This is a genomic window from Pontibacter lucknowensis (assembly GCF_900156415.1).
Taxonomy (GTDB): Bacteria; Bacteroidota; Bacteroidia; order Cytophagales; family Hymenobacteraceae; genus Pontibacter; species Pontibacter lucknowensis.
The window spans coordinates 530,227-555,089 of sequence record NZ_FTNM01000002.1 but is presented as its reverse complement, the minus strand read 5'-3'; the positions used below and the strand labels follow the sequence as shown (position 1 = coordinate 555,089).

Genomic DNA, 24,863 nt, shown 5'->3' with positions numbered 1-24,863 from the left:
GTCACTGATAATATACTTTATGTTAAGTACGGAAATTCTGATCCTGGTTAGTGACTTTTCTGCTGCTGAAACGATTTCGGTGTTATACCGACTTCTTTTTTAAAAGCACGAATAAAATAATTCAGATTCTGAAATCCCGCCATGTAGCATGATTGTGTCACAGAGTTGAGCGGATTACGCAGATAGTCTTTCGCAAGCCTGATACGCTCCTTTAAAATATAATCGGCTGGTGTATAGCCAAACTCCTCTTTGAATTTCCTGAAGAAACTGGCTCGGCTCATACAGGCTTTGTCACTTAGCTTGTCTACATCGATCTTCTCCCGAATACTGACTTTGATGTATTTAATGATGTGCGCAAATCTGTAGTTGGTCGCCAGACTTACATAATTTGCTTCAAAAAGCTGCCTGGCCTGTGTCTGCATCAGTCGTACAAGCAGCTCGCGCAGTGCTAAGCCAGCTAATACATCCTTTTCTCTGTTCTTTTCATGGATGCTGATCCGGATCAAGCGGTTAATGATATCGGCCAATTCCTGATTGTTCACCAAGTGAAACATTTCCTGATCAATGTGCCAGCAGTCATTCCGTTCTACCTTTGGAAATCGCACATTCAGCATTGCGACAGTTGTCTGAATCTGCTCTTGTGATATGGCGAGTGCAATGCACTGTGTGGGATTATCGCGCTCAGCCTCTGGAAAATCAATCTTCATCAACTCATTGGGCGGAACAATAACTGACTCGCCCGGCAGATAGTCAAATCCCTGCTTACCGAACAAGTGCATCACCTTTTTGCCCCGCAACATACTGGTTAGCACCAAATCATTAAAAACCAGGCTTACTTTCTCCGCAGCCTGATGTGTTTCAAATACGTTCGCTCGCAGTTTTCAAGCGTGTAAGCTGAACGATTCTCCACCAGCGTCATAAGCGACTGTTCTTTGAGCGTAGGCAACTGTTGAAGTTGGTATTTCATGGACATATAGCTCTAACGGAGATTAATCTGAATTATTCTGATATTAAAGATACATTTTTTGAGACAATAAGTTTAGTTTAAAAAGATATAAGTCAGGAGATTAGCCTTGTAACCAAAACCTTTATTTTATGGCAACTTTAGATATGACAGCTGAAGCACAAAATGTGCTGGAACGCCCTCAGTTCAAAGAAAAGTATGAACACTTCATAGGTGGTGAATGGGTAGCACCGGTGAATGGGGAATACTTTGACAACCTCTCTCCCATTGACGGCAAACCATTTACAAAGGCTGCACGAGGCACTAAGGAGGACATTGATCAGGCATTGGATGCTGCGCACCATGCTTTTCCATCCTGGTCAAAAACCTCTGCCACGAAACGCAGCAATATTCTGCTCGCCATTGCCGACCGCATGGAGAAAAACCTGGAAATGCTGGCCCGGGTTGAAACAATAGATAATGGCAAAGCTATCCGTGAGACGCGCGCTGCTGACCTTCCGCTAGCCATCGACCACTTCCGTTACTTTGCTGGTGTGATTCGAGCAGACGAAAGCACCATGTCTGAGCTCGATGAAACCACGATCAGCATCAACCTACAGGAGCCACTCGGCGTAGTAGGCCAGATTATACCCTGGAACTTTCCGCTGCTAATGGCTACCTGGAAAATAGCCCCGGCCCTGGCCGCAGGCTGTACGGTAGTACTCAAACCAGCTGAACAGACTCCGACCAGCATTATGGTACTGATGGAGCTGATCCATGATCTGCTACCTCCAGGGGTGCTCAACATCGTTACTGGTTTCGGACCAGAGGCAGGAAAACCACTCGCCACCTCCCCTCGCGTTGCCAAAGTTGCCTTTACCGGTGAAACAACCACTGGCCGCCTTATTATGCAGTACGCATCCGAAAACCTTATACCTGTTACTATGGAACTGGGAGGCAAATCGCCGAACATTTTCATGCCTAGCATAGCTGATGCAGATGACGAGTTCTTTGATAAGTGTGTGGAGGGGGCTGTTATGTTTGCCTTGAACCAAGGCGAGATCTGTACCTGTCCATCGCGCCTGATAGTTCACGAAAGCATTTACGACCGCTTTATGGAGCGTGTCGTGGCCAGAACAAAATCCATTAAGGTGGGCCATCCGCTTGCTGAAGATACCACCATGGGCGCACAGGCCTCTAACGATCAGTTTGAAAAGATTTTATCTTACATGGACATCGGAAAGCAGGAAGGTACAGAAGTTCTATGTGGCGGAGGTATAGCCAAACTAAACAATGGTCTTGAGAATGGCTACTACATTGAGCCTACGATCTTTAAGGGGAACAACAAGATGCGGGTGTTCCAGGAGGAAATCTTTGGCCCTGTTGTTTCAGTTACTACTTTTAAAGATGCAGAAGAAGCTGTTTCCATCGCGAACGATACGCTTTACGGCTTGGGTGCAGGTCTCTGGACACGCGATGCCCATGAGATCTACCAGATACCACGTGCTATACAGGCTGGACGAGTTTGGGTAAACTGCTACCATGCTTACCCGGCACATGCTCCTTTCGGCGGGTATAAAAAGTCAGGCTTTGGACGCGAAACGCATAAAATGATGCTCAATCATTACCGCCAGACCAAAAACATGCTTATATCCTATGATAAGAATAAGCTCGGTTTCTTTTAAGAGATAGTAAAACCGGAATCCCTGCTCGTTAAATAAGCAGGGATTCCTTTTTATATGAAAGTATGGACTTAGAACGCGTAAAAATTACCGAAGCAGCTAAAAAAGTAATTGACGAACTGAGAGCGAAGCACGGTCCGCTCATGTTTCACCAGAGCGGCGGCTGTTGTGATGGGTCACAGCCCATGTGCTTTGAAGAAGGTGAGTTTAAGATTGGAGACAGTGATGTGCTGCTTGGGCAGGTACACGGCTGCAATTTTTACATGAACCGTGACCAGTTTGAATACTGGAAGCATACGCAGCTAACCCTCGACATTGTGCCAGGCAGAGGGTCCAGTTTCTCCTTAGAAATACCGCTGGGACTGCGCTTCCATATCAGGTCCAGAATTTTTACTGATGAAGAAATGGAGCGGTTGCAAACGATGTAGAGAAGGCATCTCCTGCCATACCTTGTACAGCTAACACAGTAAGAGGCGGCATCATATAGTCTGATACCGCCTCTTACTATGTTAATTATTGTTTTATGATTTCCCTATTACAGATAAATAGTATAGCAATTGGATTCACCGGCTTGCTTAGCATATAGCTGCTCGATTTTAGGTTTGGTCTCAAGCAAGGCGTAATCATCGTCTCCACCACGGGCCCAACCTAGGAGCGCTAAGGCAATAGCTGTGGCAATGGCTATCACAAAAGCTGGCCACCAGCCGTCAACCTTAAAGTTACCTACCAGTTTATCAACCAGTTTAATCATAAGGGCGGTCACAATCAGCCCGATAATGGCTTCCAGCAGGAAAAATGAAACCAGGTTAAGTACGCCGCGCAGCAGCCAGCCAATGGTTGCATTGAACAAGCCGATCAGAAAAGCCACCCAGAGCGCTGTCAGAAAACTCTTAACATGCACTTGTGGCATTATATAGGCCAATAACACAATGACACCAGCACTTACCAGTAAGTTGAGTATAAAATCCATAGTTTATAGTGTTTTAGTGACAAGATTTTGTCCTAATACGGATATGAACGCTTATAGATGTTCTTACTGTAATCAAAAGCTTGTATGGCCCTTCAGCTATTGTCTGGTGTAACTGGGCTTAAGCTTACTGCGAAAGGCATCTTCGAATTTTAAAACCTTGGGATGCGTGATGGATATTACATAAGGATCATCCGGGTTATTGCGGTAGTAATCCTGGTGATAATCTTCGGCAATCCAGAATTTACTGGCTGGCTTGAGCTCTGTGACAATCCGGTTACGAAAAGTACCGGCATCTTCTAAGGCGCGCATATAGTTACGGGCCTGTCTCCTTTGCTCTTCGTCGTGGTAATAGATGGCCGATCGGTACTGCTTGCCTACATCGGGCCCCTGGCGGTTTAGTGTGGTGGGATCGTGTGTGGCAAAAAACACTTCGAGCAGTTCCCGGTAAGTGATTACATTTGGCCTGTACCAGATCTGCACTGATTCTGCATGACTTGTTTTACCGCTGCTAACCTGTTCATATGTTGGGCGCTCTTCACTCCCGCCCGTATAGCCGGACTCCACACGGTCCACGCCTTTAAGACGTTCAAAATAAGCCTCCGTGCACCAGAAGCAACCTCCGGCGAACGTCGCTTTGCTAAGTCCGAGTGTATCTGCACTGTCGCCGTAACTGTACGCACTCTGTTGCAAAATAGTCCGCTGCTCTCCCCCAGACTCCGTACAAGCCCAGAGCAGCAGTAATAAGGGAAAAAACAGGTAAGTATATTTTCGTTCCATACGCCACAAGCCTTACTATTGGCTACGCTAATTTAACCGGTTGGTATAAGTTTTTGTTGAAATTTTAAGTACCTCTCCCCTCCGACCTTTCACTGCTGTCCGGGTTATGAATACCATGCTTTTTATCGGCTATCACTTTGTCCAGATCCCATTCTACTCGCTTCCTGAAGGGAGCACGCCTTACATTACAATCTGACTTCGTACAAACCGGGCAGGACACTTCTACGCAGGGATCTGTGTGAATGAAAAGCTCAATATCAGGATCAATATGCTCACGTACCAACATGCCGACAGCCTCTACTTCTTCGTGGGCTTCCAACACCGTCAGGTACCATGGCACGGTCAGGTGGCAGTCTATATGCAGTGTGTTACCATACTTGATGACGCGCAGATTATGAATATCGATCCAGTTCTCACGCCGGTTCTCATTCAGCACCTGTACAATGCGCATTAGCAGCTCGTAGTCCGCCTCATCCATTATACCTGCCAGAGACACACGCAAAATGCGGTAACCAGTATAGCAGATAAAGGCTCCGAACAGAATAGCCACCGCACTGTCAAGCCATACCTGGCCGGTCAGGTACAGGAGCAAAAGCCCTATCAGAATGCCGGCAGTTGAGTAGGCGTCTGTTTTGAGGTGTTTGCCTCCGGCAACCAGCACCATGGATTTGGCCTTGTTCCCATGCCGCTCTGTCAGGTAGCCCACTATGTAATTGACAATGCCAGAAAAAGCAATCAGGTATATACCTGCATCGAGTCGGGAGATGACCTGAGGCTCGAAAAGGTTATACACCGATTTCAGAATGATAGCACCACCTGCCACCAGGATGAGAGAACCCTCCAGGGTAGCGGCCACAAACTCTATTTTGCCATGTCCATAGGGATGGTTCAGGTCTCGAGGCCGGGCTGAAAGCACGAGACTGTACAATGAGAAGCCGCCCGCCACCACATTGATAATAGACTCCAGGGCATCGGTCAGTATGGAGTTGGAGTTGGTAAGATAAAAAGCCAGGAATTTGGCAAGCAGCAGCAGCACACCTACAACCAGCACGAGCAGTTGCATGCGTATGTTCTCGTTTTGCTGCTGCAGCAGTTTTATCATTGTGTTAGCTTGTTTTCGGTAGGTACAAGTCGTACCACCCTATACCTTACAAGGTACAAGGAACAGACGCCGAAGGCAAACATAGTGTATAGCGTAATTTGAAAAGAGGTGCAAAAATCAGCTCAAGGTATCTGCCAGGTCCAGCCAATTCGGGTTCATGGATTCAACCAGTCGAAGGTGCTCATCGGGGCTGGAGGATTTGATGTGGCGCTCACGCACCCGCGCTATTTCTTCCCGGTCATAATGCTCGTAGTACACCAGTTTAGGCGGGCTATTGTATGCACCATGAAGCGAAATTTGCTGTAGAAGATTTTCAGAAACGCCAATGTTTAACTGAGGCTGCGATTGGTCGCCTATGATGTAAACATAGTAGTGATTTGCGTGCTGGTCTGGCTGCATAAAAAAGGTAAGTTTGTTTCATGGTATACGAGAGATGCATCGCCTGGTTAGAAAACCTGCAGCCATTGACGGGCATCCTCCGGAAGGAAAAAAGTTCGCATGGAAATTCCAGTGCTTCTGTCCACTGTATTATCAATCTCGAGCTGTGTAAAGAATTCGTAAGAATAGATCCAGGCAAAGTATTTTACGCCTGCCTCACGCAATTTCGGTATCCAAACCTCGTTCATCCATTTCGTGTCACCTGAGTGTCCTGTCACTTTCGAGTTGTCATTCAAGATCTTGGTAATTTTGTACTCATTTACATAGTCAAGTATTTTTAAACATCCAGTGTGGCCTTTCTCGGTATTCAGCCAGCCTGTCCAGTTCGACAGCAAAATTTTCTCCTTTGGGTTGACCCTGATCTCCAGAAATTCACTCTGATGCACCAAAGATTCCTGATTTTCATGCACATACAACATAACGATTAGCGCTTTTATATCTTCTTGTATTTTTTACCTGTTAAATAGACCTAATGTTACTTTAGCCATGCTAATCATTGAACTATCCTAATAATACACTCTTAAATATAACGTTTTTTGAACTTTAAACCCCTTTTAAAGTATTGTATTAACACTGCTCATTCGATAATAAACTTAAATGAATCATTATAAAGACAATTATTGTCATATAAGTTACCTTCCGGATACCAATCAAATCTATCTGAAGTGGCACCTTCCCCCATGCGAATCAAAACTAATCCATTGCTATGAAAAAGGATTTGAAATGGCCATTAAAAACCAGGCAGTGAGCTGGGTAACAGACAATAGTATTGGGTTTCAACCAGACCTTTCGATGCAGCGTGCCTTAGCTCAACTGGCAGCTAGTCGGATGAAGTATACGTCCCTTAAAAGATTTGCCCGCGTGACGCCGATGGATGTGTTTCAGGAATTGTTAACACATAAGATTCTCAATCAAATTAATGACCTGACTGTTACTACCATAGAGTACGAAGTATTTCATAACTCGAAAGATGCCCAGGTCTGGTGCGCGCAACTTAACCTGCTTTCAGTGAATTAATCAACGAAACCAAACTATACCTTCCAGATTCATGGCGCTTGGACCAAAACTGATCGAAAAGCTTAACAAGCTTTATACGCCTGACAGCAGACTTGACCAGCATTACAATGGCAAGGACCTGACCCTCATCACCAATGAAAAGGGAGAGGCGGTTACCTTGTTTATCGGCAAGCGGCTGGAGAATGGTGCGATTTCAGGGGAGCGCTATGTACGCAAGATCGTACGTGATAGCAAGACCGGGAAAGTGCTTCGAAGTCACTGGGATCTGAAGGGCAAGGTGACACGCAGTAACTGATCTTAGAGCTCTTGCATGTCAAAGTCTTTGCCACGGCCGTACCTGATCAGGTCGTGCAGCATGAATACTTCCAGGGTATGGAGATCCTTCACACGGTAGGCTCCCTCCTCTGGCATATCCAGCACCTGAAACTCGAAGCGCTCCCCGTAATTCTCCAACACATATTTCTTCCCTCTCCGCAGGTTGTCAAACGATATGGCCATGCTCTAATTTCTTTTTGACGATTTTCGGCAAGTATAGGCAGCTTTCAGGTCAATTCTTAATATATGGCTATCTTTGCCTGAAAAATAATTTAAGGTGCTAGAGATTTTATACGAAGACGAAAGCTACGTAGCGGTCAACAAACCAAATGGACTGCTGGTGCACCGTACACGCATTGCTGAGGAAAAGAAAGAGTTTGCCCTGCAAATGCTGCGCGACCAACTGGGTTTTCAGGTATATGCCGCACACCGATTGGATCGAGGCACCTCCGGGGTACTGCTGTTTGCTAAAAATCCAAAATCAGTTGCGCCTATTGTAAGCGCATTTGAAGATAAACAGGTAAACAAGGTATATTATGCTATCGTGCGCGGCTATACCCCTGAAGAAGACACAATTGACAGCCCCATACGACCGGATAAAGACCATAAGCATAAGGCGCCGCAAGATGCTGTAACGCACTACGAGCGCCTGGCTACAGTCGAGCTTCCTATACCTGTCGGTCGCTACAGCACCTCCCGTTACTCGCTGGTGAAAGTGGAACCGGAAACCGGGCGTATGCACCAGATCCGAAAGCACTTTGCGCACATCAGACATTACATCGTGGGCGACAAGCGGCACGGCGACTGGCGTCATAACCAGATGTTCCGTGAGCAACTCGGGTCACCTCACATGCTACTGCACTCCGCCACCCTCGCATTTGTGCATCCTGTGCATGGTGATATGATTGAGCTCAAGGCTCCCCTGCCCCAACACTTTCAGCGCTTGTGCCTGCAGTTTGGCTGGAAGGATGTTTTACAGAAAGATAGTTTAGTGACCGACCCTTCTTTGAATTAGGTATGATGTAGCATCTGCTTCACCATTTCGAGCTGCAGTTGAGCGACAAAAGCGTTTCTGGAATCGGCATTGAGGGCGGTGAGCAGATAGGCCATGCGCGAGAGCCGCCAGTCCTGCACCACTTCACCGTTTCGTGAGCGGTACACCACTTTAAAATTTTCCTGAAGCGGTACATGCATGCAATTGCATACTTCCGTAGCCCGCTTCACGGCATCGCTCAGTTCCTGCAGACTCTGACAGCCCTGCTGTTCCAGTAAGTCGCTGGCATAGCAGGTTAGGTTACGATCTGCCAGGCTATCAACAAAATCTTCGATGGGGTTATGGATACTGATATGGTCGATGGTCATTAACATGGCAAGGTGGGCTTAATGGTGTACTCTTACTGTTATACGCTGGCGGTCTTGCGTTGATGCAGTTCTCTAAGCCGCTCCATCAGGCTCCGCTCCTCTTCTGTGAGATGCACAGGTAGCTGTACTTCTATTTTTACGTACAAATCGCCGTGCTGGTCTGCTTTCCCATAGACGGGCATGCCTTTTCCCCGCAGACGAAGCGTTTTCCCGTTTTGAGTGCCGGCTGGTATTTTGAGTTTGATTTTACCGGTCAACGTATTGACCTGTACCTCTCCCCCCAGTATGGCGGTATACATATCGAGGTTGAGTCTGGTGTGCAGATCATCGCCCTGGCGCTCAAAGCCTGGCAAAGGCTGTACTTGAACGCGTATATATAAATCGCCGGCTACGCCCCCAGCCCCAGCCGGCCCGCCTTTCCCTTTGATACGTAGCACCTGCCCGTCAGAAACCCCGGGTTTGGTCGTAATCCGCAATTGCTGGCCGTTGACAGTCAGCAAACGGGAGGTGCCATTATAGGCTTCCTGCATGGTGATAAGCATTTCAGCTTCGTAATCCTGCCCTTTGGGTGTACGTCTGCCAGATCGGAAACCGCTCCCCTGCTGCGAGAACCCTCCGCCAAAGAACTGCTCAAAGAAGTCTGAGAATCCGCTGCCGCCCCCAAACATGTCACCCATGTCAACTTCGTAATAAGTGCCGCCATAGCCACTGCCGGGACGCCCCTGGTACTGACCGCCCTGCTGCTGGAAGTGTCGCCAGTTAGCGCCCAGCTCGTCATACTGTTTGCGCTTCTGCTCATCCCCCAGCACTTCGTAGGCCTCACTTATATCTTTAAATTTCTCTTCGGCCGCTTTGTCCCCTTTGGTTTTGTCCGGGTGATACTTTTTGGCTAAAGCACGGTAGGCCTTTTTGATCTCAGCCTGTGAGGCAGATTTCTCTACGCCCAGTATTTTATAATAGTCCTTGTATTCCATGCCTGTAAAGGTATAAAGGTCAGCTACAGGTATAAAACGCAAACCTGCACAGGGAGTTAAGCAGGTATTAAACAAAAAGCACTGCCCCGGGAGGCAGTGCTTTTAATCGATGTGGAATTCGTTGCGTTTAGATGGTATCTGTCACGACGAGCAGTGCGTAGATCACACCCGGAATCCAGAAGAGTAACGTCAGGATAAGGCTGATCCAGAACTGTGTGCCAAGACCTACGTGCAGGAATACGGCCAACGGCGGAAGCAGTACTGCCAGAATGATCTTGATGATGCTCACACCGCCACCACGGCGATCCTGCTTCAGGGCTTCGCGCACCTCTTTCTTAAACTCTTTCTTCTCTGCCTTGGTCATGTTGGCCAAACGCTCTTTCGCCATCGCCAGCGCTTCAGCCTCTGTCACCGTCAGTTCTTCTGCAGGAGCAGGGGCAATCGGAGCCACTTTAGGAGCTGGTGCAACAGGAGCGGCAGGTATAGCAGCAGCACTAGCCTCCAGTACAGGTTCCTCCACAGCTTTCTCAGTGGCCTTTTCTTCGGCTGCAGCCATGGCTACTTCGCTCAGCGATATTTCAGGGGCTACCTCCTGCTGTGGCGCAGGCTTTTTCATGTCATGATAAGGAGCCTGCTTGTGGCCGGCAAACTCGTAGTACTTGGCTGAGCTACAGGCAAACATCAGTTGCGCCGCTACCAGAACAAATACCAGATTAAGTAAACTTTTGATCTTCATAGTTTTAGGTTTTTAAAGTATTAAAAATAAAAAGATTGATCCCTGACAAAGGGTGTATATTACAGAAAGAGATAGTGCTATGGTTATATGCAAAACTCTTCATATATAACATACAGTACTGTATTACAGGTTATTTTGTTCTCTAAATAGCATTCTCAGATAGCAGGGTCCTGTTTCGGAGCACTACTTCCTGCAGTGTGGTGGCCAGTAAAGCTTGTATTTCCTGCCAGCGGGCACCTCCTTGCTGCGGGAATTTCTGGTTAACTTCGAGTTCAATGCCCACATATTCATCAGCCGTGAACTTGCGACGCAGGTATGTCGGGAAACCATCGGATATGCCCAGGTATGGGTAGTTGAAACGGACCAGCAGTTCTTTGTCGGCTTTGTTCAGAGCGGCCTTCCACTCCTTGCTGTAGGCCTGCTCGTGCTTTCGCTTCGGATCATAGAGTAAGCCGATGTCAGCCTGCCGCTCATCCCCATCCAGCACCGGCGTGAAGGTATGGACCGCCACATGCAGCATGCGACGTCCCGCTGACACAAAATCAGAAACCATTTGCTCCACCTGTTCCCGATAAGGCTTGTAGTGTTTTTCAAGCAGACGCTCCTTTTCAGCGGGCGGCAGCACTTGTGTGAATTCAGAGAATAGCCTGGCATGGTGCAGCGAACGATTCAGTTCTACCAGCAGCCTGCTTGTTTCAGCGTAGAATCCCACATCAGCAATTGGTTTCATGGTCTGATATAGCTCCAATGCTCCGATGTCGTAGCCCTGGTGCGTTTTGAGTACGTCCTCCTGACCATGAAAGAGTGGCGCATAGGCAGATGGGATCAGGTTTCCTCCGTGTTCGCAGGTGAGTAATAGTCTCAGCATGGCTTATCAGGTATAAATACACCGCCCTGCCCCAGGCAGCGGGCAAGGCTCAGGTATACGCGATGAATGTCCTCCTCGCCCGGATTTTCACCCAAGGCTTCGACAATACGCTTAGAAAGGCAGCCACGCGACAGGATCACATTCAGTGCATGGGCCACATGGGGTTGCTCTTCCAGATTGAGGGTTTCGGCCACAATATGCTTCCACAATTCACCCACGGTACAATTATCTTCACAATCGAAGCCAAAGCAGTCGATGAAATCTCGGTCATTGATCACGGTTTCCTGTCCGCTGCGCACCACCTGCAGGAAGAGGTCAGACAGTCGGTTTTCATCCCATTGCTTCAATTTGTCTATACCTACCCAGCGCTCCCCTACCAGCGCCTGTATGGTCGCCACCACAGCTTGCAGCACGGCCAGGTCAGCCACCGGACTCTCCTGTATGTCAATGATGCGAATCTCGATAGCATTGCGATCGAAGCGGGCGATGGCTCCGCGTGAGTTCAGGAACTCTTCCTGCAGCACACCCTCCGGATCGTGAGGTGCTACAGCTGCATACATCCGGTTAAGGATCTGCTCCCGGTAATCCTTTTGCGTGAAAACAGGCTCGGGCACCACCTTGCCGGCAATGGCCGGAATCTTATCCTGGTTGTGGCGGTATACATCCAGGCGGGTGTCCAGCAGACCAGAGAGCTTTCCATCCAGCACAGGTGAAGAGGCAGCCAAGGCAGGTATAAGCGGCAGCACCATCCGGATGGCCGCATGCAGCTTTCCAAACTCCTCGTCGTTGCCAAAAGGCAGGTTCAGGTGGGTGCTCTGCAAGTTGGCCCAGCCATGCCCGCGACAGTCAAAAATGCGGTTGTAGGCTTCGTAAACAGCATTATGCTCGTGGGGCCACAGTTTAGTTTCTTCGAAGGGATTCATCAGGGGGTGCGCTCCCGTCGGCAACAGCATGGCATTATGCTTCTCCAGCATCTGATTTATTTTCTTCACATGCTCCTGAAAGTCGTTTTCCAGACCGATCAAAGTATGGGTAGGGGTCTGCGTCTTCAGCTCCACAACATGCAAAACCAGTTCATTGGACCAGGCCATTTTGCCGAACTCCACATCCGACACGTAGGCACCTACCTCATCATAGATCAATTGATCTGTGATAGGCCGTACCTGCAGCGTGTCCCGGTCCACGATCATGTATTCCATCTCCACGCCATAGCCTTCAAACAGGTGCAGCGTCGCGGTTTTAGTACTCATCTGTTCTAACGTTCTTGTTGTCATCTATGCGTTTCTTTATGGATTTAAGGATAGCGGTATAAAGTTCTTTTTTCAATATCTGATCCTCACAGCCGGCATCAATGCTTGGGTTGTCATTCACTTCAATCACATAGGCCTTGCCGTCTATTTCCTTTATATCCACCCCATACAGCCCATTGCCAATCAGGTTTGCTGCCTTAATGGCCGTGTGCAGCACCACAAAAGGCACTTCTTCAAATGGCACTGTCTCGTGATCACCCTCTGTGTCGTTTTTCTTCTTGCCGTTCCAGTTGTAGATCTGCCAGTGCCCCTTGGCCATGTAGTACTTGCAGGCATAAAGCGGCTGCTTGTCCATGATCCCGATGCGCCAGTCAAAGTCGGTCGGTGTGAACTCCTGCCCGATGATCAGCTCTGAATCAACGAGCATTTCATCCAGCTCACGCTGCAGACCTGCACTGTCTTTGGCCTTTACGACACCCTGCGAAAAAGAGCTGTCCGGCTTCTTCAGCACACAGGGTATACCGAGTTCCTGCTCTACAAGTTCGCGGTTGTCTTTGTGGATGATCATCGTCTTCGGTATCGGCACTTTGGCTTTGGTCAGCAGCTCAGCCAAGTATACCTTGTTGGTACAGCGCAGGATCGAAATCGGGTCGTCGATCACCACCAAACCGTCAGCATAGGCTTTACGGGCAAACTTGTAAGTGTGGTGATTGACAGAAGTTGTTTCGCGGATGAAGAGGGCATCAAACTCCGGCAGGCGACGGTAGTCGTCTTTGGTGATCATCTCCACATAGAAGCCCATTCCCTCACCGGCCTCTACAAAGTGCTGCAATGCCTTTTTGTTTGAGGGAGGCTCTTTTTCGTCCGGGTCCACCAGAATGGCCAGGTCATAGATTTTGTTGCGCCCGATCTTGGCACCCGAAAAGCGATGACGTGCGAAATAGGATTTGGCATAGCGTAACAGATAACGCCAATGGTGCTCCGGTACATCATTGATAGGTATAGCCGAAATACTCTGCAGCACCCATTCATCTTTGTAAACAAACTGCGCACGCAGCAGGGGAGCCTGAAACAGGTCATGCAAATGCTTACAGAGCTTTTCGTATTTCTTGGCCACGTTCTGCCCGAAGTAAATGCTCAGGGTAAAGGACTTGGACCGCAGACTTCCCAGCGTCTTCTGGATCAGTTCATTCAGCTCCACGGTAATCGCCCGCACAATGGTCGGGCTCTTGAGATCCTGCATAGTGGCCACGCTAGGGATGGGTTTATGCCCCCTGGCTTCAGCCAGAAGCGATACGTAGTAACCGGCGCTCTGGTATCTGTAAGAGCGGCACAGGTTAAAAATACGGGCATTTTTTATATCAGTATAGGCAGTATCGGTCAGGTAGGTTTGCACATCCACTACTTCCACGTCTTCAATCGCCACATCCCAGTCTTTGGGATAGTCCACAACTACTATTTTTCGCATGATTTATTCGTCGATAGGTTCAGATTTTGCGGGCTGTATGGCCAGCAGGTTGGCATCGTAGGTAGCCATGCCCAGCATAATGGAGTTGAGCAGGTGCGATGCCTTCACCTCGTAATAATTGTTTTGAAAGAATGGATTCTCCTGGTAAGGATCCGCCACCACAATGTGTTTCTGATCCTCTGCAAACCCGCAAAGCACCACAAAGTGTCCCATCGGGTAACCTCGCACATCATCGTAAATGGAGTTTCCGCTTTCGTCGCTGAACTCGCGGGCACTCTGGTAGAGGTAGGTCGCGCTGAGCCCTGTCAGCAGCGGAATGTCCCGCTCAAAATACTCTTTCAAAAGACCCTTGGTCAGGTCGGTACAGCGCAACTCACCACCCCGCTGCAGGAAATCAATGTAGGCCAGGGTGGCCCTTCTGAACTTGGTGCCTTTCTTAAACTCCAGCTGCTCCTCCAGTCTGGCAATGATCTCATCATTGCTGAGCTGAAACCAGGTGGGGTCGAAGATATGAAGGTTGTAGGTATAGATGCGGGCCCGATAGCCGCGCTCCAGGGCATGACAAGCCAACAGCACCTCCAGCGTTCCGCCTTCGTCCAGGTAGGGCACTTCCTTGATCACCTCGCTCAGTGAGATGGGATCTTTGAAATAGCGATAAACCGCATGCAAACTGGTAGGTCCGCAAGTGGAATCATCAGGTTGCGTATGGATCTTGATCGGTATCACGGGCAGCTACTTTTGCGTTGCACTTTATATCAGTGTGCCTGTTATACGCGGACCATGCAAGAAGTTATCTGTATTTTAGAAAGAAGAATTAACAATATGCCGCAAGTCCAGCACAATTCTTGCGTGTAATTAAATGTGTTTCATTGGGGAATCTAAGCCATAAAATGTATATTGTCTTTTACCTAAAACTTACCTGTTATGAACTGGGCCTATCGGATAACAAAACGTGATAAAGTAGCATTTGCGCTGGGTTCAGTGTTTGCTATCATCATCCTGGCTAACTGGTTTGCCAGCTACAGCATTGGTCGTGTAAGCAATCAGTTCCGTGAAGTATACCACGACCGCCTGGTGCCTTCGCTGGTTATATCGGATGTGATGGAACGCTACTATCAGAACCGCCTGACACTCGAAGACCACATCCTGTCCACCGCTGCATCAGAGCAGGACAGTCTCCATCAGCTGGTGCTGGCAAATACGGAAGAGATCGAGTCCTTGATTGACAAATTTGAAAGCACATACCTGATCGAGCGCGAGAGCGAAGGTCTGGCCACTTATAAGATAGAGTTTAAAAAGCTAGTGGCTGTGCAGGATCGTATTTTGCAGCTAAGCAGTGCAGGCGACAAGGCCAAAGCTGAAAACCTGTACCGCACAGAGGGACACCAGGCCTTTCTGCATCTACTGGAGCCATTGCATGAGCTGATCGCGCTACAGGGAGAAGTTGGAAAAGAACTGTATCAGTCGGCCGACAGACAGGTTAAAACGCTTAAAGTACTTTCATACCTGGTAATCGGTATGTCGGTGTTCATAGCCCTGCTGATTGCTACACTGCTACAGGCTACACGCAAGCTGAAGAACATCAAGCCCCAGAATTATCACTGGAATTAGAGAGGTCAGGTAGGTTGCCTGATTTATGAAAAAGGGAAGCAAGTTAATTTCTTGCTTCCCTTTTTTGATGTCAAAAGCTGTCGACTCTTTTACTTTACCAGTTCACTGATGGCTTTGTTGGCTCTTTCAAAATTGAAGTCGGCTATTGTCTGGTTCATTAGAGAGCCAATTTCGCTGTTGCAAAGATTTCCGATGCTTCCTTCGTGGCTATGGCGCACAGCTTCAGGAACAACAAAAGTACCTGCTTCAATTCGCTCTCCTACCACCTTATACGCATCCCGGAAAGGCATACCTGCCAGTACTTCCGCATTTACGGCATCGACACTGAAGGCGTATTTGTATTTCTCTTCTTCCATGATCTGGTCACGCACCTCCAGCTGCGGCAGCATGAAGGTCATCATTTGCAGGCAGTCTTTCAGTTCCGTGATGGCTGGGAAAAGTGATTCCTTGAGCAGCTGGAGCTCCCGGTGATAGCCAGAGGGCAGGTTGATGAGCAGCATGGAGATCTCCGTGGGCAGCGCCTGCAGCTTGTTGCACTTACCCCGCATGATCTCAAACACGTCCGGGTTCTTTTTGTGCGGCATGATGCTGGAGCCGGTGGTGAGGTTATCCGGAAGACGCACAAAAGCGAAGTTCTGGCTCATGTACAAACACAGGTCCATAGCCATGCGTGCCAGCGTCACGGCAACCGAGGCAATAGCTGTACTGACTACACGTTCCGTTTTACCACGGCCCATCTGTGCATACACCACATTGTAGTTCATGGTGCTGAAACCCAATAAGTCAGTTGTCATCTGGCGGTTGAGCGGAAAAGATGAACCATAACCGGCGGCAGAACCCAGTGGGTTTTTGTCAGTCACTTTGTAAGCCGCCTGCAGCAAAAGCACATCGTCTACCAGACTCTCGGCATAGGCGCCAAACCACAACCCAAAAGAAGACGGCATGGCTACCTGCAGGTGGGTATAGCCAGGCAAAAGCTTGTCTTTGTGCCGCTCGCTCTGATCTTGCAGCACATCAAACAACGCTCTAACTTCCTGCACGAGTTGCTGCAGTTCATGGCGCAGGTATAGCTTAAGATCGACGAGTACCTGGTCATTGCGCGAACGTCCACTGTGGATCTTCTTTCCTGCTTCCCCCAGCTTGCGGGTCAGCTCCAGCTCTACCTGGGAGTGAATGTCCTCCACTCCCGGCTCAATCTCAAAATCACCTGCCACAATGCGGTGGTAGATCGCCTTCATCTCTTGCTGCAGGAGTTCCAAATCTTCCTTCTCCAGTAAGCCCACCTGCTCCAGCATACGCGTGTGCGCCAAAGACCCCAGCACATCAAAAGCAGCCAGCTGCATGTCAAATTCAGGGTCACGACCCACGGTAAACTGCTCGATCTCTTTTTTGACGTCGGTGTTCTTTTGCCAGAGTTTCATGGGGTTATTTTTGAATGAGTAATTGAGTGAATACTTTATGTCATTTCGAATGCAATGAGAAATCTGAATTAGGTCTGGTTCGTAATTGATTCAGATCTCTCCTAACGTCGAAATGACAGCAACCTGTTTACAATTATTTTACTACCTTTTCAAGTATATTGATGTAAAGCGCTATACCCTCTTCTATTTCATCCAGGTAGATGAACTCATCCGCCATGTGTGAACGGGCAGAGTCGCCGGGACCGAGTTTGAGTGAAGGTATAGAAAGTAGCGCCTGGTCAGAAGTGGTGGGTGAACCATAGGTGCTGCGCCCGAGGGCTATACCTGTTTGTACCAGCGGGTGCTCCATCGGTATAGAGGAGGGCTTCAGCCGCATGGAACGAGGCGTCACTTCAGCTTTCACATGCTGCCGGATTACCTCGAGCACTTCTTCCATACTATAGGCATCGGTCAGGCGCACGTCTACCGTGAACCTGCACTTGTCCGGTACCACGTTATGCTGTGTGCCCGCCTCTAGCATCGTCACAGACATTTTCACCGGCCCCAGATGCTCCAACACTTTCGGGAAACGATAGGTCTGGAACCAGGTGATATCCGGCAGTGCTTCATAGATGGCGTTCAGACCTTCTTCACGGGCAGCATGGCCGGAGCGACCGATAGCCACGCAGTCCAGCACCAGCAACCCTTTTTCAGCCACAGCCAACTGCATCAGCGTTGGTTCCCCGACAATAGCTGCCTCCAACTCACCGAGCTCCGGCAGCACCAGTTCCAGCCCATTCCGGCCAGAAACTTCTTCCTCAGCAGTAGCGGCATACACCAGGTTATATCGAAGCCCTTCCTGCTCATAGAAGTATAGAAAAGTCGCCAATAACGACACAAGGCAGCCACCGGCATCATTACTTCCCAGCCCGTACAGTTTCCCATCTTCTACAGTAGCTGCAAACGGATCGCGGGTATAACCAGTGTTTGGCTTTACGGTATCGTGGTGTGAATTAAGCAGCAGCGTAGGCAGTATCGGATCGAAATGCTTGTTAAAAGCCCATATATTGTTGAGCCTCCGGTGCACCTCCACTCCTCTTGACTCTATGAAAGCAGCAATTGTACTAGCTGTTTTGTCCTCTTCTCTACTGAAAGAGGGTATAGCGATCAGCTGCTGTAACAGATCCAGTGCCTCTGGGTATAGGTTCTTCTTATCCATGTTTCAAGGTGATAGTCGTGCCTGAGAATCCCTGGGCTGTAGCAAGTGAGGGTAGAGCCTCTGCCTCCCCGATCAGTACCGCACTGACGCCATGTTGCAAGGCAGCAAAAGCGTTGTCGAGTTTTGGAATCATCCCGTCTTTCACCACACCTTCGGCCTTCAGGCTGCTATACCTGTGCTGATCGATGTGTGAAATAACAGCATCATCATCTTCGGCATCAGCCAGCACCCCCTTTTTCTCAAAGCAATATACCAGCTTCACCTCGTAGTGTGGGGCCAGCGCCGTAGCTAATACAGAGGCAATGGTGTCGGCATTGGTGTTGAGCAAACTGCCCTGGCCATCGTGTGTGAGCGGAGCAAACACAGGCGTAAGACCTGCCTGTAAAAGCGCTTCTAATGCATTTGCGTTTACAGTCTCCGGTCCTGCTATGTCGCCGGCAAAACCATAGTCAACTGTTTTAACAGGACGCTTGGTGGCAGGTATGGCATTGGCATCGGCCCCGGTCATACCGATGGCATTGCAGCCCAAAGCCTGCAGCTGCGCTACCACGTTTTTGTTGATGAGCCCAGCATAAACCATCGTCACCAGCTTGAGTGTCTCAGCGTCGGTCAGGCGGCGGCCCTCTACATAAGCGGGTTCTATGCCGAGCTGCAGCCCGATCGTAGAGGCAATTTTGCCGCCGCCATGCACCAGTAGTTTCGGACCAAGCAGCGCAGCGAAATCAATCAAAAAACGCTGCAACCGCTCCGGGTCATCCAAAACATTTCCGCCAATTTTTATGATGTACATATTGTGATTGAGTGATTTGGTGAATGAGTGAGTTAGCGATTTGAATAGTAGGTTTGTGAGTGGTCGATGGAGTCAATGAAATGGTCTAGCGAAGTCGATGATTGTGTAGGGACAGGTCGTGACCTGTGCGCAGGTATAGCGATCGGCGACTACAAACAAAAAATGATTTGTTTTTGTACCATCACATATAACACACAACTACTATATGTGATTCGTGCTTGATTCGGACAGGTCGCGAACTGTCCCTACACCTGAAATATCGCAAAACCACTCAATCAAAAACCACTAAATCATTTCCCCTCCAGCATCCGCTTTAGTACAGCCTGCGCCGCATAAAGCCGGTTGTTTGCCTGCTCAATAACCAGTGAGTTCGGTCCGTCCAGCACTTCATGGCTTAACTCCAGACCGCGGCGCACAGGCAAGCAATGCATTACTTTGGCGTTGTTAGTCAGGGCAAGCTTTTCGTTGGTGATCATCCAGCCTTCGCCGTCTGTTAGTACTTGTCCGTACTGCTCGTAGCTTGACCAGTTTTTCACATACACAAAGTCAGCATCTTGCAACGCCTCATCCTGATTGTGCAGCACCTGTGCGCCTTTGGTAAATTCTTCTGCCAGATCGTAGCCTTCCGGATTGGTAATCACGAGCTCTACATCCGCCTGCTGCATCCACTCCGCAAAAGAATTAGCCACGCAATGCGGAATCGGTTTGATGTGCGGTGCCCAACTCAGTACTACCTTCGGTTTCTTTCCAGCTGTCGCCTGCTCTTTTATCGTGACCAAGTCGGCAAGACTCTGCAGCGGGTGACGCGTGGCCGACTCCAGACTAACAATCGGAACGCCGGTCAGCTCGATGAATTTGTTCAGCAAGTCTTCGCTATAGTCCTCTTCTCTATCCTGTAGTTTCGGAAAAGAGCGGATGCCGATGATGTCGCAATACTGCCCCATCACAGCGGCGGCTTCGCGGATGTGCTCCACGGTGGTGCCATCCATGATCACGCCGTCCTGTGTTTCCAGCGCCCAGCCTTCTTTGTCAAGGTTCATCACCATCACGTTCATGCCCAGGTTCAATCCTGCCTTCTGGGTGCTCAGGCGGGTACGCAGGCTCGGGTTCATAAAGATCAGTCCGAGTGTTTTGTCCTGACCAAGGGCTTTGTGCGCGTAAGGGTTCTTTTTTAGTTTGAGTGCTTCGTTCACCAAGGCGGCTACGTCCTGCACATCGTGTACGGAAGTGAATTGCTTCATCAGGCAGTTACTTTTTTACTAAGGATCGTGGAAAATGCTTTCAGGAATTGGTCGGCTTCGGATTTGCTGATGGTGAGTGCCGGCAACAAGCGTAGCGTATTCTTGTTAGAAGAACTGCCCGTGAAAATGCCGAACTCATTAAGCAACAGCTTACGTATACCTGCGCACGGCTCGTGCAGTTCAATCCCGATCATCAAACCCATTGCACGCACTTCTTTCACGCCCGGCATCCCTTCGAGTTTCTCACGCAGGTAATGCCCCATGATGGTAGTATTATACAATAACTCTTCCTTCTCAATTACCTCCAGCACCGCAATAGCCGCCGCACAAGCCATGTAATTGCCGCCAAAGGTGGTTCCCAGTAATCCGTGGCGCGCCTCTATTTCCGGGCTGATCAGTACGCCACCCACCGGAAAACCATTGCCCATACCTTTGGCTACGGTGATCAGATCTGGCTTGATGCCTGCATGCTGGTGCGCGAAGAATTTACCGGAACGGCCGTAGCCTGACTGCACTTCATCCAGTATCAGCAGCGCACCCACCTGTTTACAGCCGGCTTCCAATGCTTTTAAAAAATCCATATGTGGGATGTTTACCCCTCCAACACCCTGTATACCTTCCACGATCACAGCAGCCAGTTCCTGCCCATGCTGTTGCAAGGCCTCTTCAAAGGCAGCCACATCATTAAAAGGAAGGAAAATGATATTCTCGGTCTGGTTGATCGGAGCCACGATGCTCGGATCATCCGTGGCAGCGACGGCAGCTGAGGTGCGGCCATGGAAGGATGCCTTAAAGGAGATGACCTTTTTGCGACCTGTCTGGAAAGAAGCCAGTTTCAAGGCGTTTTCGTTAGCTTCGGCGCCGGAATTGCACAGGAAAAGGCTATAGTCTACGTAGCCGCTGAGCTTGCCAAGTTTTTCGGCCAGTTCTACCTGCAGCGGATTCTGCACGGCGTTGGAGTAAAAGCCGATGTCGTATAGCTGACGCGCGATGCGCTTCACATAGTGCGGGTGAGAGTGACCGATGGAGATAACAGCGTGACCGCCGTACAGGTCGAGGTATTTGCGGCCTTCTTTGTCCCAAACAGAAAGACCAGCGGCTCTTACAGGTTCGATATCGAAGAGCGGGTAAACATCAAAGAGGTTCATGGCTATGGAATTAGATGTAGGAGGTTAGAAAATAGATGTAAAACAGGGTTCTTGGGTATTTTAGCATGCTTACTTTAATTGCTGATTGTTAATTGCTTTAATCTTCTAGAGTACCCTCGCTCGCGTCCCGCGAGTGTGAGTTATTTAGCGGACTCCGGCCGCTACTTTCTGTATCTCTCGGCACAAGTGGCGGGACGCCACTGAATAGCTCACACTCGCGGGACGCGAGCGAGGGCGTGTTCAATTATATTAGAAGGCCGTTGCTTTCAACTTCAAGCCAGTTGTCTCCTCCAGCCCGAATACAAGGTTCATGTTCTGCACGGCCTGTCCCGCAGCGCCTTTCAGCAGATTGTCGATCAGGCTGGTGATGACCAGCATCTGACCGTGCTTCTGCAGGTATAACAAACACTTGTTGGTGTTCACCACCTGCTTCAGGTCCGGGTTTTGTGTCGTGACAATGGTAAAAGGATGCGAAGAATAGTAGTTCTTGTACAGTTCCTGTGCTTCCTCCAGCGACAAATCGGTTTGCAAGTAAGCTGTGATGAAAATGCCCCTTGCAAAAGGTCCACGGTAAGGTATAAAGTGTATGTCTGGCTGATTCTCTGGTTGAAGGCTCAGCAGACTGCGCTTGATCTCGCGCAGATGCTGGTGCTCCATCACTTTGTAGGTCGAGATATTCTCGGTACGCCAGCTGAAATGTGAAGTCGCGCTCAAACTCTGGCCTGCTCCTGTCGATCCGGTTATACCGCTCACATGCACCTCAGCATTAAGCAAATTCTGCTGAGCCAGCGGCAGCAAAGCCAGCTGTATACCTGTAGCGAAACAGCCCGGGTTGGCAATGTGCTGCGCCTGCTGTATCTGATCACGCTGTAACTCCGGCAAACCGTACACAAAGCCTCTTTCTCCGGCCTCAACCCTATCACTTAAAGTACTTTCGTTCCAGCGGAAATCCTGACTCAGGTCAATGACCTTGGTCTCGGCAGCCATTTCGTATTCGGCCAGAAATTTAGCAGCCTCCCCATGCCCGGCGCACAGGAAAAGCACATCGACAGGTATAGCCGCATCAGCAGAAAAAAGCATTTCCGTTTCGCCCAGCAAATCTGGGTGTGCAGCGTATACCGGCTTGCCCGCCTGGCTGCGGCTCTGCACAAAGGCCAGCTCCACGTTGGGGTGCAGGAGTAACAGACGCAACAGCTCGCCACCCGCGTAGCCTGCCCCGCCTACTATACCTGCTTTTATCGTAGCTGCCATTATAGTTCGGTGTTGTTGATCTTGTGATACATCATGGCCTGGTTGCCAAATATCTTCGAGAAGCCTTTCACATCTTCACCTGACCAGGCATTATTCATTTCGCCGTAGCTGCCGAACTTCGACGACATCAGGTCGTGCTCCGACTCGATGCCTTCCACCTGGAAGCGGTAAGGTGCCAGCAGCACATGTACTTTGCCGGTCACGTTCTCCTGCGTTTCCTGCAGGAAAGTCTCGATGTTGCGCATGGTCGGGTCGATAAACTGCCCTTCGTGAAGCCAGTTGCCGTACCAGGTCGCCAGTTGGTCTTTCCAATACAGCTGCCATTTGGTGAGCACGTGCTTCTCCAGGGTATGATGCGCCTTGATAATCACCATCGGAGCGGCTGCCTCGAAGCCCACGCGGCCTTTGATACCAATGATCGTGTCGCCTACATGGATGTCGCGGCCTATGGCGAAAGGGCCGGCTATACCTTGCAGTGCCTGAATCGCCTGCACCGGGCTACCGTATACCTGCTCGTTTATGCCTACCAACTCGCCTTTCTTAAAATGCAAAGTCACGCGCTCAGGTTGCTCTTTGGTCAGTTGTGTTGGGTAAGCCGACTCCGGCAGCGGCTGGTGCGAAGTCAGGGTTTCTTTGCCTCCCACGGAGGTTCCCCAGATGCCTTTGTTGATCGAGTATTGCGCCTTTACGAAGTCGTATTCCACGCCGTGCTGCTTCAGGTATTCAATTTCCTCCTCACGCGACAGCTTCATGTCACGGATCGGTGTGATGATCTCAATCTCCGGGATCATCACATGAAAAATCATGTCGAAGCGCACCTGGTCGTTGCCTGCGCCGGTACTGCCGTGGGCCACGTAGTCCGCTCCCAGGGCTTTGGCATGACGTGCAATGGCCATGGCCTGCGTCACACGCTCCGCACTCACCGACAGCGGATAAGTATTGTTTTTCAGCACGTTCCCGAAGATCAGGTACTTGATGCAACTTTGGTAGTAGTACTCGGTTTCATCCAGATTCGTGTGCTCCGTTACGCCCAGATCATAGGCCCGCTGCTCGGTTTGCTGCAGTTCCTCTTCTGTAAAACCGCCGGTGTTCACCAGCACCGAGTGTACTTCCAGGCCCTTTTCCTCTTTCAGGTATTTTACACAGTATGAGGTATCCAGGCCGCCACTGAAGGCCAAAACAACTTTCTTTTTCATGCTATCTTTAAATGCTTGTCGGATTAATGTTTGGATTTGCGTGGCCCTGCGCAAAGGTGCCGTAGCCAACAGGTATAGCCGGTTCGTCTATTGGAGTCAGTATCTGCAACTGCTCCCGTGCAATCGGCTTCTGCTCACGGGCCGGGTCATAGAGCATGGCGGTGCAGAGGCAATTACTGCGGTTCTTCATCATGAGGATATCATAATTCACGCAGCTTTTGCAGCCGTTCCAGAAAGCATCGTCATCCGTCAGCTCGGAGTAGGTAACCGGGCGATAACCCAGATCGGAGTTGATCTTCATCACGGCCAGACCGGTGGTCAGACCAAAGATCTTGGCATCCGGGTACTTGGTGCGTGACAGCTCAAATATCTTCTGCTTGATCAGTTTGGCCAATCCGCTTTTGCGCAGTTCCGGCGATACGATCAGGCCCGAGTTGGCCACATACTTGCCATGGCTCCAGGTTTCGATGTAGCAGAAACCTGCCCACACGCCGTTCATGTCCAGGGCGATCACCGCTTTGCCTTCCAGCATTTTCTGGGCGATATACTCGGGTGTGCGCTTGGCTATACCTGTACCTCTGGCCTTGGCAGACGCCTCCATTTCATCGCAGATCTGGGCAGCGTAGCCGGTGTGTTGCGCATCGGCAACAGTAATGATAAAAGGTGATGGATTCATTATAGAAATTATATACCCCGGCTATGGCTGCGCATAACCAGCTGATACAGAACTAAAACAATAAGAAACAATGCTGTGGACAGGTTATGCAGCTACGCATACCTTCGTCAGGCAACATGTTATCACAAAAAGAAATGGGGAAGAATGACCACCACTTGAGCAGTCGGGAAGCACGTCGGCCTAGGGCCTGTAGCGGACCACGGCGTTAATGGCCCTCAAAACTATCCTGGCAGACAGGATAGAAAAAGACGCACCCTTCGGAGAAAGGTGATTTACCATCGCTGATGATAAAGTCGGCTTTTTTTTCATTTTAAAAATTCGGTTCGATCTGTTAAACAGGCCTCTGCCTGTTATGGAAAGCAAAGGTTTTGAAATAATATCGAATTAAACAACAAAGAGTTGTAGTTTATTGTAAAATTTACACAATCT

Annotated in this window: 28 protein-coding genes; 6 read left to right on the top strand and 22 right to left on the bottom strand. The window is 49.5% G+C overall.

From position 1 onward, the window contains the following. Positions 1 to 47: 47 nt before the first annotated feature. The gene (locus tag BW972_RS08605; protein ID WP_317042631.1) at positions 48 to 812 is read right to left on the bottom strand and encodes a helix-turn-helix transcriptional regulator; all 765 of its coding nucleotides are present in this window, start codon (positions 810 to 812) and stop codon (positions 48 to 50) included. A gap of 283 nt (positions 813 to 1,095) precedes the next feature. Between BW972_RS08605 and BW972_RS08600 the strand changes: the two genes are divergently transcribed. Next, positions 1,096 to 2,628, top strand: a complete 1,533-nt coding sequence (locus BW972_RS08600) for an aldehyde dehydrogenase family protein (RefSeq protein WP_200805470.1) — start codon at positions 1,096 to 1,098, stop codon at positions 2,626 to 2,628. A gap of 62 nt (positions 2,629 to 2,690) precedes the next feature. Further along, a complete protein-coding gene (locus BW972_RS08595; protein WP_007656578.1) occupies positions 2,691 to 3,053 on the top strand; it encodes a DUF779 domain-containing protein in 363 nt (120 codons plus the stop codon). A 107-nt stretch (positions 3,054 to 3,160) separates the two neighbouring features. Here the strand turns inward: BW972_RS08595 and BW972_RS08590 are convergent, their stop codons facing one another. From BW972_RS08590 to BW972_RS08570, 5 genes are all read right to left on the bottom strand, one after another. Then, the gene (locus BW972_RS08590) at positions 3,161 to 3,595 is read right to left on the bottom strand and encodes a phage holin family protein (protein ID WP_007656580.1); all 435 of its coding nucleotides are present in this window, start codon (positions 3,593 to 3,595) and stop codon (positions 3,161 to 3,163) included. Between the two features lie 96 nt (positions 3,596 to 3,691). After that, on the bottom strand, positions 3,692 to 4,372 hold the full coding sequence (gene msrA / locus BW972_RS08585; protein ID WP_007656582.1) for a peptide-methionine (S)-S-oxide reductase MsrA: 681 nt from the start codon (positions 4,370 to 4,372) through the stop codon (positions 3,692 to 3,694). A 64-nt stretch (positions 4,373 to 4,436) separates the two neighbouring features. Next, positions 4,437 to 5,474, bottom strand: a complete 1,038-nt coding sequence (locus BW972_RS08580) for a cation diffusion facilitator family transporter (RefSeq protein ID WP_076421788.1) — start codon at positions 5,472 to 5,474, stop codon at positions 4,437 to 4,439. 117 nt (positions 5,475 to 5,591) lie between these two features. After that, complete coding sequence (locus BW972_RS08575) at positions 5,592 to 5,873, bottom strand: GIY-YIG nuclease family protein (RefSeq protein ID WP_007656586.1); 282 nt, start codon at positions 5,871 to 5,873, stop codon at positions 5,592 to 5,594. A gap of 47 nt (positions 5,874 to 5,920) precedes the next feature. Continuing rightward, entirely contained in the window at positions 5,921 to 6,331 is a 411-nt protein-coding gene (locus BW972_RS08570) for a hypothetical protein (RefSeq protein ID WP_007656588.1), read from the bottom strand. A 178-nt stretch (positions 6,332 to 6,509) separates the two neighbouring features. On the opposite strand from BW972_RS08570, the gene BW972_RS08565 reads away from it, so the two are divergent. Together BW972_RS08565 and BW972_RS08560 are read left to right on the top strand one after the other, a co-directional pair. Then, positions 6,510 to 6,929 carry a hypothetical protein gene (locus BW972_RS08565; protein ID WP_076421787.1) on the top strand — a complete coding sequence of 140 codons (420 nt, stop codon included), beginning with the start codon at positions 6,510 to 6,512 and terminating at the stop codon, positions 6,927 to 6,929. A gap of 31 nt (positions 6,930 to 6,960) precedes the next feature. Further along, entirely contained in the window at positions 6,961 to 7,224 is a 264-nt protein-coding gene (locus BW972_RS08560) for a hypothetical protein (protein WP_007656591.1), read from the top strand. A gap of 2 nt (positions 7,225 to 7,226) precedes the next feature. Here the strand turns inward: BW972_RS08560 and BW972_RS08555 are convergent, their stop codons facing one another. After that, positions 7,227 to 7,427 (bottom strand): hypothetical protein, encoded by a 201-nt coding sequence (locus BW972_RS08555; protein ID WP_007656593.1) that lies wholly within the window; start codon positions 7,425 to 7,427, stop codon positions 7,227 to 7,229. Between the two features lie 94 nt (positions 7,428 to 7,521). On the opposite strand from BW972_RS08555, the gene BW972_RS08550 reads away from it, so the two are divergent. After that, positions 7,522 to 8,259, top strand: coding sequence for a pseudouridine synthase (locus tag BW972_RS08550; RefSeq protein ID WP_007656595.1), 738 nt, complete (start codon positions 7,522 to 7,524; stop codon positions 8,257 to 8,259). On the opposite strand, the gene BW972_RS08545 is transcribed toward BW972_RS08550, so the two are convergent. The 7 genes from BW972_RS08545 to BW972_RS08515 all read right to left on the bottom strand — a co-directional run bounded on the left by BW972_RS08545 (position 8,256) and on the right by BW972_RS08515 (position 14,628). Continuing rightward, a complete protein-coding gene (locus BW972_RS08545; RefSeq protein WP_230391969.1) occupies positions 8,256 to 8,612 on the bottom strand; it encodes a hypothetical protein in 357 nt (118 codons plus the stop codon). The genes BW972_RS08550 and BW972_RS08545 overlap by 4 nt on opposite strands. Before the next feature lie 32 nt (positions 8,613 to 8,644). Continuing rightward, the gene (locus BW972_RS08540; RefSeq protein WP_076422119.1) at positions 8,645 to 9,580 is read right to left on the bottom strand and encodes a DnaJ C-terminal domain-containing protein; all 936 of its coding nucleotides are present in this window, start codon (positions 9,578 to 9,580) and stop codon (positions 8,645 to 8,647) included. A 127-nt stretch (positions 9,581 to 9,707) separates the two neighbouring features. Beyond that, positions 9,708 to 10,316 (bottom strand): YqaE/Pmp3 family membrane protein, encoded by a 609-nt coding sequence (locus BW972_RS20040; protein ID WP_234986327.1) that lies wholly within the window; start codon positions 10,314 to 10,316, stop codon positions 9,708 to 9,710. Between the two features lie 142 nt (positions 10,317 to 10,458). After that, on the bottom strand, positions 10,459 to 11,184 hold the full coding sequence (locus BW972_RS08530; RefSeq protein WP_007656605.1) for an N-formylglutamate amidohydrolase: 726 nt from the start codon (positions 11,182 to 11,184) through the stop codon (positions 10,459 to 10,461). After that, positions 11,178 to 12,434, bottom strand: coding sequence for a carboxylate-amine ligase (locus BW972_RS08525; protein WP_083674115.1), 1,257 nt, complete (start codon positions 12,432 to 12,434; stop codon positions 11,178 to 11,180). The genes BW972_RS08530 and BW972_RS08525 overlap by 7 nt, the downstream gene beginning before the upstream one ends. Further along, positions 12,424 to 13,902 carry a RimK family protein gene (locus tag BW972_RS08520; RefSeq protein ID WP_076421785.1) on the bottom strand — a complete coding sequence of 493 codons (1,479 nt, stop codon included), beginning with the start codon at positions 13,900 to 13,902 and terminating at the stop codon, positions 12,424 to 12,426. The genes BW972_RS08525 and BW972_RS08520 overlap by 11 nt, the downstream gene beginning before the upstream one ends. Before the next feature lie 3 nt (positions 13,903 to 13,905). Beyond that, a complete protein-coding gene (locus BW972_RS08515; RefSeq protein WP_076421784.1) occupies positions 13,906 to 14,628 on the bottom strand; it encodes a peptidase-C39 like family protein in 723 nt (240 codons plus the stop codon). Between the two features lie 198 nt (positions 14,629 to 14,826). On the opposite strand from BW972_RS08515, the gene BW972_RS08510 reads away from it, so the two are divergent. Beyond that, complete coding sequence (locus tag BW972_RS08510; RefSeq protein ID WP_007656610.1) at positions 14,827 to 15,513, top strand: MCP four helix bundle domain-containing protein; 687 nt, start codon at positions 14,827 to 14,829, stop codon at positions 15,511 to 15,513. Positions 15,514 to 15,602: 89 nt separating this feature from the next. On the opposite strand, the gene argH is transcribed toward BW972_RS08510, so the two are convergent. From argH to BW972_RS19885, 8 genes are all read right to left on the bottom strand, one after another. Then, positions 15,603 to 16,934, bottom strand: a complete 1,332-nt coding sequence (argH, locus tag BW972_RS08505; RefSeq protein WP_076421783.1) for an argininosuccinate lyase — start codon at positions 16,932 to 16,934, stop codon at positions 15,603 to 15,605. A 133-nt stretch (positions 16,935 to 17,067) separates the two neighbouring features. Continuing rightward, positions 17,068 to 18,132 (bottom strand): M20 family metallo-hydrolase, encoded by a 1,065-nt coding sequence (locus BW972_RS08500; protein ID WP_076421782.1) that lies wholly within the window; start codon positions 18,130 to 18,132, stop codon positions 17,068 to 17,070. Beyond that, positions 18,125 to 18,922: an acetylglutamate kinase gene (gene argB, locus BW972_RS08495; RefSeq protein ID WP_076421781.1), complete on the bottom strand. Its 798-nt coding sequence runs from the start codon at positions 18,920 to 18,922 to the stop codon at positions 18,125 to 18,127. The genes BW972_RS08500 and argB overlap by 8 nt, the downstream gene beginning before the upstream one ends. 290 nt (positions 18,923 to 19,212) lie before the next feature. Further along, positions 19,213 to 20,163 (bottom strand): Rossmann-fold NAD(P)-binding domain-containing protein, encoded by a 951-nt coding sequence (locus BW972_RS08490; RefSeq protein ID WP_076421780.1) that lies wholly within the window; start codon positions 20,161 to 20,163, stop codon positions 19,213 to 19,215. Further along, positions 20,163 to 21,311, bottom strand: a complete 1,149-nt coding sequence (locus BW972_RS08485) for an aspartate aminotransferase family protein (protein WP_007656623.1) — start codon at positions 21,309 to 21,311, stop codon at positions 20,163 to 20,165. Before BW972_RS08485 ends, BW972_RS08490 begins: the two co-directional genes overlap by 1 nt. Before the next feature lie 249 nt (positions 21,312 to 21,560). Beyond that, positions 21,561 to 22,562 carry an N-acetyl-gamma-glutamyl-phosphate reductase gene (gene argC, locus BW972_RS08480; RefSeq protein WP_076421779.1) on the bottom strand — a complete coding sequence of 334 codons (1,002 nt, stop codon included), beginning with the start codon at positions 22,560 to 22,562 and terminating at the stop codon, positions 21,561 to 21,563. Next, positions 22,562 to 23,758 carry an argininosuccinate synthase gene (gene argG / locus BW972_RS08475; protein WP_076421778.1) on the bottom strand — a complete coding sequence of 399 codons (1,197 nt, stop codon included), beginning with the start codon at positions 23,756 to 23,758 and terminating at the stop codon, positions 22,562 to 22,564. Before argG ends, argC begins: the two co-directional genes overlap by 1 nt. Positions 23,759 to 23,765: 7 nt before the next feature. Further along, the gene (locus BW972_RS19885) at positions 23,766 to 24,434 is read right to left on the bottom strand and encodes an N-acetyltransferase (protein WP_076421777.1); all 669 of its coding nucleotides are present in this window, start codon (positions 24,432 to 24,434) and stop codon (positions 23,766 to 23,768) included. Positions 24,435 to 24,863 lie beyond the last annotated feature (429 nt).